The sequence below is a fragment of the Novipirellula herctigrandis genome (genome assembly GCA_007859835.1).
GTDB lineage: Bacteria > Planctomycetota > Planctomycetia > Pirellulales > Pirellulaceae > Novipirellula_A > Novipirellula_A herctigrandis.
Genome location: SJPJ01000001.1, coordinates 319,535 through 333,125 on the forward strand (window position 1 = coordinate 319,535; position 13,591 = coordinate 333,125).

Genomic DNA, 13,591 nt, shown 5'->3' on the forward strand with positions numbered 1-13,591 from the left:
CACTACCCGATGCATTGGCATGCTGCAGCAACAAGAACCCGTGATAGGTGGCGAGCCTTTTGCGGCAGTGAAGGCTTTTGGCGGCAGTGAAGGGTATCTGGAAAACATTGCGGATTCAACTTGCGGCGAATCACCGCATGTTGGGCAAGCGGGGGCCTTCGCGATTCGGGTTATGACACCAAGTTGCAGCGAATTCTAAGCACGTAGCTCTGATTGATGTCTACCAATACCTATCCAGGAAATGCCGCACTAAGCCACGATTTGGCCAACAAAGATCGTACGACGCCGTACCCACCTTAAATTCGCCGCCTATTTGACTGGCTCAATCGCCTCTTTAGTGACACTCTCCTGCCGGAATAGAATGCGATCTACGTTGACCAACGGAGACGGGCCGGATAGGACAAGCGTGTACTGCTCTGCTGATTCAACCTGGTAGATCGCTAAGCGTTGACTCTGAACCGATTGAACTCGGACGTATCGGAAGGTAAACCTTATGTCGCAACCGATCTCAGTAGCGCCGAATCGCCAAGGGACTCATCACGAATGAAGCAACGTCGGCGAATGCTGGCACCTTCATTGGCCCGCTCTACTACTGAGAAGGCTATACGTTGAATACATCAACCTTCAGAAACAAGATCCTTGAAAACTTGGACGCAACGATGCAAGTCGCCCACGACGCTAGGCACTGTCTCGTCAATGATAAGCGGCACAACGCTATCCGCCGGTGACCCCGGAAACACCCCCGGCTAGCGTTTTGCGGCTCACATAAAAGTGCGTCAATTCACATTGACGAGACAGCCCCTAGAACGAAAAGAGTAGATCTTTATATTGCAAGCGTCGCCGACATCCCACATTGCCCGCCGAAACATACGCTAAACTCCAAACAAGTTTTTACCCTGGCCCAGGTGAGATGCGGCGATCAAGACGCTTGGGGTTGTGTAGGACAAGCAGAATTGAAGACTTTCTGAGGCAAATTTGAGATTTGAAATGACGCCAGTAACAGTCGAACAAATTGATTCCCTTGTCCCGTTCCTCGAACCGTTTGCGGCCAATGGATTCGTCGCCGGAGAATGGCAAGGTCGAGCTGGGCAATTCCCATGGTTTGATTTTGTTGATGTGGTAGATGAATTTCTTCAAGCACTCTATCGTCAAAACTGGGTTTCGCCCGAATGCAATTGGACGGAGTGGCAAGACACGGCAAACACGTTCATGGAAGAACCTTCGAAAATCGAGACTGCTGATGCTCAAACAATTCGAAAGCTGTTCACGACACATGTTCGTGCGAATCGCTTCTGCGAGGGACATCTCGCATCAATGTTCGAAAATGGTCATATCGTGTTACTGTTGCGGCGGCTGCAGACGATCCGATCCGAAATGGAAAGAGCCTAGTGACAAACCCTGTTTCTTATGTCGTCGAGCATAAGCGGATTGCTCTTGATACAAATAGCGATTGCGCCATTGGCGGCAGTGGGTAGACCCTCTCAGGCGAGAATTTATTTGCTTGATGCAACAGAATGCGAAGAAATTGCCGCTGTTCTTTCGGCGCATGGTTGTGATATTGGATCCCGGTACGTTTTTGAGTTCTTGTGCTTCAAAATCGTAGTGCAGATTCGGTTGGGAATACACGTCTTGGCCATACGATGGTACCCGAAAACAATCCGTTAGAGAATTTCAAACATGAATTTGAGATGGCTAAATGAAACAACCCCAATTCATTTTGTTCAATGAGAGGCTCCAACGGCCATTGACTGGCCGCGAGCGGTTAAAATGCTCCGGGAAGACGATACGCCGATATGTCAATGCCACGGTCGATGTGGGTCTCCCAACGGTATCCAGGTTGGAAACTCGATTACATGAAATTGTCACCACAATGAAAAATCGGACCATTCACTGCACTTCATGGAGAAGCTGTTTTCTCACAAAAGGTCTGACGTTGATGTGCGCCGTTTTTGCTGCGCTGTCCTCCGCACCGCTTGCTGCAAAAAGCCCCAATGTCATCTTGCCCAATGTCATATTGATTGTCAGTGATGATCAGGGATACGGCGACGTGGCTGCTCATGGAAACCCCGTTCTGAAGACTCCCAACATCGATCGACTGCGTGAACAATGCGTTCGATTTACCGATTTCCACGTCGCTCCAATGTGCTCGCCGACTCGAGGTCAACTGATGACCGGTATCGATGCGATGAAGAACGGTTGCACGGCCGTTTGCGAGGGTCGCTCAATGATCAGGAGTGAGTTGCCGACGATGGCGGATTTTTTTGGTAATTCCGGCTACGCAACCGGGCACTTTGGTAAGTGGCATTTGGGCGACAGCTATCCGCATCGTCCGCAAGATCGTGGGTTTCAGGAAACGCTGCATCACCGCGCTTGGGGAATCACTTCGCTAGCCGACTATTGGGGCAACACCTACTTCGACCCGGTGCTTGAACACAATGGCGTTGACAAAAAGTACAAAGGCTATTGCACCGACATTTTCTTTGGCGAAGCGATCAAGTGGATCGACCAGCAAACGACGGAAGGCAAACCATTCTTTCTATATTTGCCTACGAACACTCCCCATGTCCCCAACGTTTGTGCTGAGAGGTACTCAAAACCCTACGCGGGCAAATCCAAGGGCAAACTGATTCCAGCAACGTTCTACGGCATGATCGCGAATTTGGACGAAAACGTTGGCAAGCTGGATTCATTTCTCGACCAGACGCGGCTTCGCGAAAATACGATCCTGATCTACATGTCTGACAATGGCACGCAAAGCAAGCAGGCACAAGCGATCTTCAACGCCGGCATGCGAAACAAAAAGACGAGCGTGTATGAAGGTGGTCATCGCGTGCCATTGTTTGTTCGTTGGCCCAAGGCGGGCCTCATACACGGTACCGACATCACCGAGTTGACTCAAGTGCAAGACCTTTTGCCAACGCTGATTGAATTGTGTGATCTTAAACGGAGCGGCAAGACGCTAGCCGCCGGTGACCCAAACAGCGACGAACCGACGGCTGGTGCATTGACGCTCACCGATGCTAAGTTCGACGGTACAAGCCTAGTCGATCTATTAACGGGGAAAGCCGAGCGACTACCCGATCGTAAACTCGTCATCCAGTACCGTTCTTCTGGCCAGCGGTGGGATCCGGCGGTTGTGCTGTGGGGCAAGTGGCGATTGCTGAAGGAACAGAAAGGCCGCAGGGTCGTCGAGAACAAAAATCCGCCCGAACTTTATCACATGGGCCGTGATCCGGGACAGACAAAGAACGTTGCTGCAGAACATCCTGAAATCGTTCGTACGATGACGGAGCACTACGAACAGTGGCACGTTGAAGCAAGAAAAGATTTCGACCGCTTGCGCTGGATCACCGTTGGTAGCAAGCAGGCGAATCCTGTGAAGCTTTACTCGCAGGACTGGACGGGGGACTATTGCGACAACCCCGCAGGATTGTCCCGAGCAACCGCACGCGGTTACTGGAACGTTATCGTTGATCGCGAAGCAGACTACGAAATCGAACTTCGCCGTTGGCCGACGGAATCCGACAAAATGCTTACCGAGGGATGGGACGGCCCAGACGACAAAGGCCCCAGCGCTCGACCGATTTTCAAAGCAAAACTTGACATTGCCAATATCAGCCGCTCCGTCAACTTGGATGCCAAGGCCACGCATGCTTCGTTCACAATTCAGCTCCCCGTCGGAAAGACACAACTTGCAACAACCTTTTTGGATTCTTCAGGTAACGACTTGTGCAGCGCGATTTACGTTACGGTCCGGCGGCTGCCCAAAACAGATCTGCTCCGGCCGTAGACGATCACGCACACATTCCTAAGTACTTGAGTAACGGTTAACCGAGTAACTGGGGCATTTTTTTGTCTGTGCCAGACGACTTCAAATCCTGGCCACAAACGAAGCACTGCTCCAGACAGGTTCATCAAAAGCGAGACATGCCCCTCATGAAGATCTTTCTAGTCGGCTTCGCAATGGCATTGCTAACGGTTTCATCTATTGACGCCGCCGAACCTCCCAACATCGTGCTGTTCTTCATTGATGATATGGGTTACGGCGACATTGGTCCCTTTGGCAATCAAGTCAACAAAACGCCGAATCTCGATCAGATGGCAAGGGAAGGAAACGTGCTGCGGCAATTCTATGTCGCAAACACCGCTTGCACGCCTTCTCGCTCTGCATTGATGACAGGCACCTACGCGTCGCGAATCGGAATGGATGGCGACGTTTGCTTTCCGGCCGAAGAACGTGGCTTGAACCCAACCGAAATCACTATCGCTGAAATGCTGAAGGCCGAGGGCTATGCGACTGGATGCTTCGGCAAATGGCATTTGGGCGATCAGACAGAATTTATGCCGTTGGCTCAAGGGTTTGATGAGTATTTCGGAATTCCATACTCCAATGACATGTGGCCCGGCAATCTGAAAGGCCATCGTCATTTCAAACAGCCTTACACGCCGCTACCGGTGCTGCATCAAGACAAGGTCGTTGCCTATGTCAGTGACGGCGCAGACCAATCGCTGCTCTGTCAAGTTGTGACAGACTACACGGTGAAATTCATTGATGATCATAAAGACGAACCGTTCTTCTGCTACGTCCCGCACGCCTATGTGCACCATCCACGGTTCGCTCGGCCGGAGATTCTGAGAAAGGCAGGCGGAGACGTGAATCGCGCGAATGTGGAAGAGGTTGACACCGGTGTTGGACGAGTTCTGGACAAGATTCGTGATCTGAAACTTGACCAACAAACCCTCGTCATTTTTACGTCGGACAATGGCGGTGCCGGTGGTATGAGCATGGGGCCGCTTCGCGGCGGAAAAGGCGGGCCGAAATACGAAGGTCACATGCGCGAACCGACGATCACGTGGTGGCCCGGCAGAATCCCTGCGGGAATCGAATCAAACGGCATCGGCGTGACTACCGATTTGCTTCCTTCACTTGCCCGTCTTGTAGGTGGCGACGTTCCCACCGATCGCAAGATTGATGGAAAGGACGCGTTGGATATTTTGCTCGGAAAGCCCGGTGCCAAGTCGCCTCATCACCTTCACTTCTACGAAGTGGACGGCATTCGCCGCGGCCCGTGGAAACTCGTTCGCATCGGCAACAAGACCGAGCTTTACAACCTGGACACTGATTTGGGCGAGCGAAACAACGTTGCGAAGCAGAATCCGAAGATTTCTCATGAGCTCAGCGAGCTTTTGGATGTACATGTTGCGACGATCATCGCCGACACGCGGCCCGCTGGGTTTGTGAAACCAGGAACGGCCAAGCCATTGCTTTCAGAACCGGGCGAGCTTCCCAAGTTGCGGGATTTTATGGGGCTTCCCGAAACGACTGCGATTGGTGCGCCCCGCAAAAAGGCTGAATCAAAGAACAACGGTAAAGCTAAGAAAAAACCAAAGGCAATGCTGGACGCGGCACGGAATCGCAAACCGAATTTCGTTTTGATCCTCGCCGACGACCAGGGTTGGAATGGGTGGTCGACTGCCATGGATCCGCGCATTCCCGATTCAAAGAGCGACTTTTACCGAACGCCGAATCTGGATCGACGGGTCTCCGGTGGCATGCGGTTTTCGCGTGGATATGCACCTGCCCCCGTTTGTTCGCCTACCCGTCACAGCATTCAATTCGGTGTCAGCCCAGCAAAAACGCGAATCACTCACAATAGCCCTACACCGAAACAGCATTGCGCCCCCAAAGTCTCGCTCGCGAATTTAAGCAAGAAGGCCAGCCCGGATTACACGACCGCCCACTTTGGCAACAAGTGGCATGTCTCCGCGGCCCCCATGGCCTGCGGCTACGACCAATCCGACGGGGCCACTGGTAACCGTGATGGTGATACGAGCAACGATCCGAATGATCCCAAGCGTGTGTACGACGTCACCGAACGATCGGTATCGTTCATGGAGCAGGCCGTTTCACAGGGGCAACCCTTTTTCTTGCAGGTGTCACACGATGCGGATCATCTCACATTCAAATCAAGTGTAGGGATGCCAGAGAAATTCGCAGACATACCGGTTGGCAAACGGCATCATGACCGCAAATGCGCTGGGATGAATGGGGATCTCGACCAGGGTGTCGGTTCGATCCTAGACGCAATTGACCGACTTGCGATCACGGATCGCACCTACGTGTTCTATTTTGCCGACATTCGTTCCGACCAATCGAACGACAAACTTCACGGGATTGCACGGCGCAAAGCCTGGCCACGGAGTTACAGCAAGGGGTTTGTTCCCGAAGGCGGCGTCCGGGTCCCGTTTGTTGTCTGCGGTCCTGGAGTTCAACCGGGGGCGGTTTCTCGTACGCCGGTCATCGCGTACGAGCTGCTACCTACTTGCATGGAGCTAATCAATCCTGAGATTCCGTTGCCCAATGTTGTGGAGGGAGGCAGCATGTTGAGTGTCCTGTACAACCGGGGTGAAGGACTGGTGAAGCGTCCCAACGACTGTATGGTTTTTCATTATCCGACGGGCGTGTGGCCCGCACAGTCGTCTTTGGTTCAAGGGGACTGGAAGCTGGTGAAGTCATGGGCATTCGATCGTGTCAAATTGTTTAACCTCGCTTAATCCAATGACATTCAATGACAAGAAAATGATTATAAAATACCTTCGCCTACTGCTTTCATTGGCCGTGTCGATTCAGGTCGCAATCAATGCTTCCGCGGCAGAAAAACCAAATGTTCTGTTCATCGCAATCGATGACATGAACGACTGGACGACGTTGTTCGATGACGACAATCCGATCCAGACGCCGAACCTGAAACGACTTGCCGCTCGCGGATGTTTCTTCTCGAAGGCCTATTGTGCGTCACCAGGTTGCAATCCATCACGGACTGCGATTATGACGGGGCTGAGACCGACCACTTCGGGTGTTTATGGCAATCCCGACGCTTGGCGTCAAATCATTCCGGATGCTGTCACGTTGCCACAGTACTTTAAACGGCATGGAGGATATGCGACTCGTGGGGCCGGGAAGATTTTTCATCATGGCAAGTCCGGCGCGGGCGATCCAGACAATCCTGACTTCGAACAGTTCTTCAAAAAATTGCCGATCCGCGGGCCGGGCCAGAACAAAAACTACAATGGGTATAGGAAACCCCCGAACCGACGACTCAGTAGCGTTGGTTTCGATTGGGGTGAACACGATCAGAAGATGATTGATGTCGATATGTGCGAGTGGGTCGAGGCCCGCATGGAAGAGAAATGGGACAAGCCGCTGTTTCTTGCGGCTGGCATTTTTAATCCGCACCTTCCGTTCTATGCGCCGAAGGAAACCTTCAGCCGATATCCGTTGGAAAATATTGTCATGCCAGACATGCCAAACGGAGATCTCAGCGACGTCGGTGAAGTGGCAAAGCGAATGGTGCGAAAGGAGTTCTGGATCTGGGATAATACAACCGCCGCGAAACCCGGATCTGTCGGAAGCCTGCGACGCATGGTCCAGTGTTATCAAGCAGCGGCTGACTTCTCTGACCAAATGGTTGGTCGTTTACTCGACAAGCTCGACGAAAGCGGTCGCGCGGATAACACGATTATCGTGCTGTGGTCGGACCACGGATATCACCTTGGTGACAAAGAATGCTGTGTGAAGTTCACGTTATGGGACAAAGCCAATCACGTGCCTTTTATTATCGTTGCCCCGGGCGTGACCATGCCAGGCAGTCGTTGTGACACTCCGGTTGGCTTGATCGACATCTATCCGACGCTGTTGGAATTGGCTCGATTGCCGGCAAAGGCTGATAACGATGGCGTGAGTCTGGTACCGTTGCTGAAGAATCCTGACCGCAAATGGGACCGCCCGGCGTTGATGACCGAAGGTCCGGGTAACCACGCCGTACGCAGCGATCGTTGGCGATACATCCGTTACAGCGATGGTGCCCAGGAACTTTACGATCACGAGAATGATCCATGGGAACACAAAAACTTGGTCGCGGATCCGGAACACGCGGAGGTAATCTCCGCGCACCGCAAATGGCTTCCAAAACACGAATCATCCGGCAAAGGAATGTCGCATCTGTACATGGAACCGCCAACCGCGGGAGCGGGGCTTCCCGAGAGCGGCTTTTCACGTCCTCGTACTGCCGTCGGTGGCGAACCGACTAAGCAGAGCACGCCGAAATCCGAGGAACAGAAGCGTGACGAGAATAAGTCGACGCCTGCCGCTTCGAAACAAACAGACTCAGTCAAAAATGCTTCACCAGTCCCGCGATTTCATTTTGCGGACACGCTTGAAGAACAGGAAAAGCAACTGGCGGAGAATCCTTTGCTGAAGCGATTCCGGAAGTCTCGCGAAAAACTCCTGAAAGACCGACATCATCCAATCTATCACTTTACGAGCCCCGAGCACCGGCTTAACGATCCGAACGGTTTGAGTTACTGGAACGGCAAATGGCACATGTTCTACCAGGGCTATCCGCCGGAATATCCCCGCCAGCACTGGGGGCATGCGATCAGCGATGACCTAATCCATTGGCGAGACCTTCCCTACGCCATCTACCCCGGTCCGGAGCGAGCCTGTTTTTCGGGGACGGTTTACATCGACCACGATACGAACCGCGCGATCGCGATGTATCATGGGACGGAAGTCGGCACGATGGTCGCGACATCAAGCGATCCCTTGTTGCTCAACTGGAAAAAGGTGACCGGCAACGCAGTGATCCCTTACCCCCAGCCAGGCGAGCCGAAACCCGAATACAACATCTTCGATCCTTGTGTCTGGAAGAAGGGCGATTGGTACTACGCGCTGACCGCCGGACCCAAAGGGGGAATGCAGTTTCGCTCGATGTATCTCCATCGCTCAAAGGACTTGGCCACATGGGAACATCTCCACGAGTTCCTGGAAAATGATCGCTACAGTTTGGCCGGTGACGATGGAGCCTGTCCGTACTTTTGGCCGATCGGAACAGGCGAAAACAAGCAGCATATCCTGCTGCACTTTAGTCACATGAGCGGCGGCAAGTACATGCTCGGCGACTATGACACCGATCGCGACAAGTTTCTAGTCTCCGACGGCGGCGATTTCAACTTCGGTGCGTGGGGCCCCTGTGGTCTGCACGCTCCCTCGGCTTATCCCGACGGCAAAGGCGGCGTGAATGTCGTGTTTAACGTTAACGAGGGTAAAAAGACAGACGGCTGGAATCGGATGATGTCTTTACCGCGGAATCTGACGCTGCGAAAGAACGGCCTCTTCAATCCATTGAACATCGAACCGGCGGGCGAAGTCGAGTCGCTGCGCGGCGAACACGTTCACGTTGCAGAGATGAACCTGCCCGCCAATAAGGAAGTCGTGCTCGATAACGTGAAGGGTAACGCGATGGAAATCGTAGCGAATTTCGCACCACAATTTGGCCAGACCATCGAGCTGAACGTGTTGCGTTCGCCCGATGGCGAGGAAGTCACACGCATCCAGTGCTTTCGCGATCGCGGCATGCGAATTCTCGGTAACCGGACAGAGCCGCCCACAGTCGTCTCTATCGACTCATCACGCTCGACCATCGCGGGCGACGTCATCGGCCGCCCGCCTGAAACAGCTCAGGTCGATATGCCAAGTAACGAACCGCTGAAGCTGCGCGTCTTCATCGACCGTAGCATTGTCGAAGTGTTCATCAACGGCCGACAGTGCCTGACGGCGAGAGTCTACCCGGATCGAAATGACAGCCTTGACGTTTCACTGAGGTCCCAGGGGAACGATGCCAAGCTAATGTCCCTGGACGCCTGGCAGATGAAAAATATCTACGAGTGAAACTACGCACTGTCCCGTAAATCGGAATTGACGCACTCTTATGTGAGCCGCAAGACGGTAGCCACGCGTATTTCCGGGGTCACCGGTACGGCAAACGCCGTGCCCGTCATCAATTACGAGACAGTGCCTAGGTCGTTCTCCATGGCGGCAGCAAGTTACCAAATCTAGGCGGCCAAAAAGAAAGCGTCAGACAAGAATCCTGTCTCACGCTTTCGTTTTCGTTAAAATGCTTATGGGACCCTACTTCTGAATTATTTCTACCTGGAAAAGGTGTTCTTGATTGCGCAACACCATTTGGACCACCAAGTTGTGCGACCGAGATTCTCGACACGTTGAAGATCACGCTCCGACTCGCTCACATTTCCGAGATGCCCGTGTATTTCAGCCCGCAGCGCAATTGCTTCGGGACAATCGTCACTCAACGCAATTGCTTGGTGTACCGCCTGGAGCGCGTCCGAATATTTCCGCACTCCCGCGTACGCACGCGCCAAGGATTCGAATGCGGTGGAAGAAGGAGCCTCTTTCAACGATTGAGAAAAATCGTTAATTGCGCACTCGTACCGCTTCAAGTCCAGGTTGCATGTTCCGCGCGTGAAGTACGTGTCGCTGAGGTGATCGTCGCACCAAGCAAGATCTGCTTTTCCAAGGTCAATCGCCTTGGTAAAGTCATCGATTGCCAACTCCAATAGGAACTCCTTTTCCGACTCAAAGTACACGTAGCGATAGAGACATCCCCGGTCGCAGTATGCATCCGGGTCGTTTGGTCGCAGGCTGATGAATTGTTCTAAATCGCTCAGCGCATCGTCAAATTGGTCACCAACGGTAAAGCGAAGCGTCCCTCGCTGTTGCCAAGCCTCGGCACAATCGGGACGGTGCGCAAGTATGCTCGTGTAAAGGTCAATCGCCTCTCGTTTTTGGCCGCAGCGTTCAAGTTCTTTGCCCCGATGCAACTGTTGTTCAATGTCCATCTCCGCTGCTCCAGTCATTTCCCCAATACTCTGTTTCGCACCCGAGTACGCTCCGCACAAAATACTGCGACAGTTTCGGCGCCCGCCCCTCAGTGCCTTCCGGACCATGACCGGAGGCGAACCTTCGCTGCACGGCGTATGCGTGATGGCAAATGCAGTTTTTTCGTTTCGGAAGCCTATAAGTCAGTACCGTATTTGGACATGAATTGGCTCCGTGCGGTGAGGAGAAGCCCCGAGGCGGTTACTGGCCTCTGTTTCGTGACCGTTTTGGGGTACGCATGCAACAAACGAAAGAGCAATTTTTGTTCCGACTCAGAGACTCAGCTACGCGACGAATCGATTCATGAGTGGAACCTGCATGGCGGGTGGCTTGTGCGTTGGCCCGCTAACTTCGAGTTTTGTGTCGAAGCTGCTCATTGCGTCCCTATTCGCACACTGCGAATTGTCACGGAGCGAGTGGCAACTGCAAACGAAACGTATACCCATTACGGATATCGATGCTGAAGATGCCAGCTAAGAATTCAAATCGCTTGCGAATCCAGCCACGGCGATGCACGTAGGACGGACCCCAGAACCGATCCTGGCCACACTGAAACGCTCGTTGCACAAAACGTTACACACTCGAAGCTTGTTGGGGGCCAGCAACTTCATAAGATGGTTTTTGTGGCGTAACGATCTCATGAAATAGCCATATCGACTGTGCGTCTTTGCGAAATCCCGGCGCAACGCGGTCACTAATTGGTTGGCCGCTTCATTCAGGCCCTGCACCTATTCAGGTTATGAACCGTGATTCAGGTTATGAACCGTGATTCAGGTTATGAACCGTGATTCCATTTCGCCGACCCACGAATGTGGGCCGGCCGAAAATTCACATCACGCCTTGCTCCAACCAATTTGATCGACGGCTACGCTCGACTATTCAGCCATGTCGTCTTCCAAACCGGGCTCCGGTTCTGCATTCAATTCTTCATCCGTGACAATCATTTCAGGATGTTCATCAAGATAGGCCTGCATTTCGTTCTGGTCGGTCGGCACGGTCGGCGTTTCCGATCCGCAACCTGCCATCGAGAGGAAAGTAAGAACCACGATCAGAGAGATAGAACTTCGCATAAAGATGAATCCGGATAGAGGATCAAAAGTAAAGAGACAGCACGTCACGTAAGCAAACAAAATCAAGGGAACTCTTGAATAACTTCCTTGGAGGCACGAGTTCCGAGGGCTCCCCAAAGACCATACGGGCTCTGGCTACCCGGGGTCGACAGAGGGTCAGTGTGTTGTGCGTGAACACCAACTTGACCGCGTGCCGAGTCGCCGGACTCGATTGAATCGGTAACGAACTTGACGGAACCGTCGCCCATCAGCACATGCACACCGCCCTGATGGCGACTACTCGGTGGGGCTACGACGATCGAGTAGTGAAAGTTGTTGCCACAAAGCTCAGCGTTAGGCGGCAGGATCGTCAGCATTTGAGTGTAAATGGGAAGCAATGAAGCCCACTTCATCCCGCGTTGTTGCTCACCGTTGCCCCTGAGTCGGTTCGGCGTCGGATTGTCAGCCCAAAACAGGGGGCGCTCGGGATCCAGGCTGACGCGGCAGTGCAAATTGCCCCCCGCATTGATGATGTTTCCAACTTGATCGTCGCACAGGTGAGTCCGTCTATCGCGGTCACCTAAATCCGTCAGAATTTCTCCGGCAAAAATGGTATTGGACAATCCATCGAGGATGTCGCGGAATTTCGAGTCGAGCTGGACGGCGAACGCACCCCGCTGCGAAGCTTGAACACGAGTGTACATAGCGGGCGTTCCACCGGATTGCGTCGCCCCGGAAAGACGATTGAGTGCACCGCCAAATCCAGTGTCACAAGAGTCACCCGTGCACATTGCGTAATTCGTGCGACCGGTCGCCGGAAGCCCCATCCCCGGATCGCTCGGACACCGTAGCGTTGGAATGTTGGTTATCCAAGGATCGTAATTTCCCCAAGTCAAGTGAGCCGAAAGCGGCATCCCAGGCCAAGGCCCCATTGGATTGTAGGTTCGAACCCCTCCGCTACTGTCCGTTGTCTGGAATGGGTTGCTGATTTGCTCCCATAACGCCTGCTGCTCAAAGAATGGAGTGAGCGCTACCAAGGCCGATCGTTCAAGCCGATTGTTGCCTCGTCGGCCACTCTCGTGCCTTCCTGCATGAGTGCCTTTCGTCCCGCCGCCATGCACCGGAAGTTGACTGTAAGCAGAATGATAATTGTGAATCGCCAACCCAATTTGCTTGAAGTTGTTGCTGCAACTCATCCGCCGGGCCGCTTCACGAGCGGCCTGGACGGCAGGCAAAAGCAGTCCAACCAAAACCCCAATAATCGCGATTACTACCAGCAACTCTACTAGCGTGAATCCACGCCTCATCGATTTCACCATCACAATAACAAGCCTCTCAAAGAACTAAGAAAAGGATTCAACCCTCAAGTCTTGCGGAATCTTGACCGGGCAAAGAACAGGCAACCAGCTAAAATGCCAGCGAAAAAAACACCTGCGGAATACTTCGGTTTGACGATCCACGAGTGCGAGGGCTGTGAAACATCTCGCACACTCTGCAACTAATCTACAGACCATGTCATCTCTTATAATAGGAGTGTTATTCGAGATAACAATGCTCTTTTGCGGCATGAATATGATCATTTGCGGCAAAGGCCACCGTTGCTTGGTGGCAAGTCATCGCTATCGGGTCACGATCAAGCAGGACAGGAAATCGCGATGACAGATCGATGCAACCGATGATGGGCCCTTAGCATCTCGTTATGGGGGAGTGGCGTCCCGTTTGGACGAAAACCCAATGTTTTGCGAGGCAGCCGATCGTTGGCGGATGCTATTGAAGATCAGGCAGCATTACATCCAAAAAAAAA

General features: G+C 53.0%; 7 protein-coding genes. 4 read left to right on the forward strand and 3 right to left on the reverse strand.

Going from position 1 to position 13,591, the window contains the following annotated elements; translation table 11 throughout:
• Positions 1-987 precede the first annotated feature (987 nt).
• The 4 genes from CA13_RS01140 to CA13_RS01155 all read left to right on the forward strand — a co-directional run bounded on the left by CA13_RS01140 (position 988) and on the right by CA13_RS01155 (position 9,730).
• Positions 988-1,389 carry a DUF6508 domain-containing protein gene (locus tag CA13_RS01140; protein WP_146394017.1) on the forward strand — a complete coding sequence of 134 codons (402 nt, stop codon included), beginning with the start codon at positions 988-990 and terminating at the stop codon, positions 1,387-1,389.
• A gap of 547 nt (positions 1,390-1,936) precedes the next feature.
• Positions 1,937-3,790: an arylsulfatase gene (locus tag CA13_RS01145; protein WP_419193798.1), complete on the forward strand. Its 1,854-nt coding sequence runs from the start codon at positions 1,937-1,939 to the stop codon at positions 3,788-3,790.
• Between the two features lie 146 nt (positions 3,791-3,936).
• Positions 3,937-6,555 (forward strand): sulfatase-like hydrolase/transferase, encoded by a 2,619-nt coding sequence (locus CA13_RS01150; RefSeq protein WP_419193799.1) that lies wholly within the window; start codon positions 3,937-3,939, stop codon positions 6,553-6,555.
• 25 nt (positions 6,556-6,580) lie between these two features.
• Positions 6,581-9,730 (forward strand): sulfatase-like hydrolase/transferase, encoded by a 3,150-nt coding sequence (locus tag CA13_RS01155; RefSeq protein ID WP_419193800.1) that lies wholly within the window; start codon positions 6,581-6,583, stop codon positions 9,728-9,730.
• A gap of 257 nt (positions 9,731-9,987) precedes the next feature.
• On the opposite strand, the gene CA13_RS01160 is transcribed toward CA13_RS01155, so the two are convergent.
• The 3 genes from CA13_RS01160 to CA13_RS01175 form a co-directional block, all read right to left on the reverse strand.
• Positions 9,988-10,716: a tetratricopeptide repeat protein gene (locus CA13_RS01160; protein ID WP_419193801.1), complete on the reverse strand. Its 729-nt coding sequence runs from the start codon at positions 10,714-10,716 to the stop codon at positions 9,988-9,990.
• Between the two features lie 897 nt (positions 10,717-11,613).
• The gene (locus tag CA13_RS01170; protein WP_146394029.1) at positions 11,614-11,808 is read right to left on the reverse strand and encodes a hypothetical protein; all 195 of its coding nucleotides are present in this window, start codon (positions 11,806-11,808) and stop codon (positions 11,614-11,616) included.
• Between the two features lie 62 nt (positions 11,809-11,870).
• Positions 11,871-13,106, reverse strand: coding sequence for a DUF1559 domain-containing protein (locus CA13_RS01175; protein ID WP_146403285.1), 1,236 nt, complete (start codon positions 13,104-13,106; stop codon positions 11,871-11,873).
• Positions 13,107-13,591: the final 485 nt, after the last annotated feature.

What these genes read in the sequence shown, in the direction of transcription:
- CA13_RS01155 (WP_419193800.1), top strand. Translation starts at nt 6,581, where the DNA reads ATGATTATAAAATACCTTCGCCTACTGCTTTCATTGGCCGTGTCGATT.
- CA13_RS01160 (WP_419193801.1), bottom strand. Translation starts at nt 10,716, where the DNA reads ATGACTGGAGCAGCGGAGATGGACATTGAACAACAGTTGCATCGGGGC.
- CA13_RS01170 (WP_146394029.1), bottom strand. Translation starts at nt 11,808, where the DNA reads ATGCGAAGTTCTATCTCTCTGATCGTGGTTCTTACTTTCCTCTCGATG.
- CA13_RS01145 (WP_419193798.1), top strand. Translation starts at nt 1,937, where the DNA reads ATGTGCGCCGTTTTTGCTGCGCTGTCCTCCGCACCGCTTGCTGCAAAA.
- CA13_RS01150 (WP_419193799.1), top strand. Translation starts at nt 3,937, where the DNA reads ATGAAGATCTTTCTAGTCGGCTTCGCAATGGCATTGCTAACGGTTTCA.
- CA13_RS01175 (WP_146403285.1), bottom strand. Translation starts at nt 13,106, where the DNA reads ATGGTGAAATCGATGAGGCGTGGATTCACGCTAGTAGAGTTGCTGGTA.
- CA13_RS01140 (WP_146394017.1), top strand. Translation starts at nt 988, where the DNA reads ATGACGCCAGTAACAGTCGAACAAATTGATTCCCTTGTCCCGTTCCTC.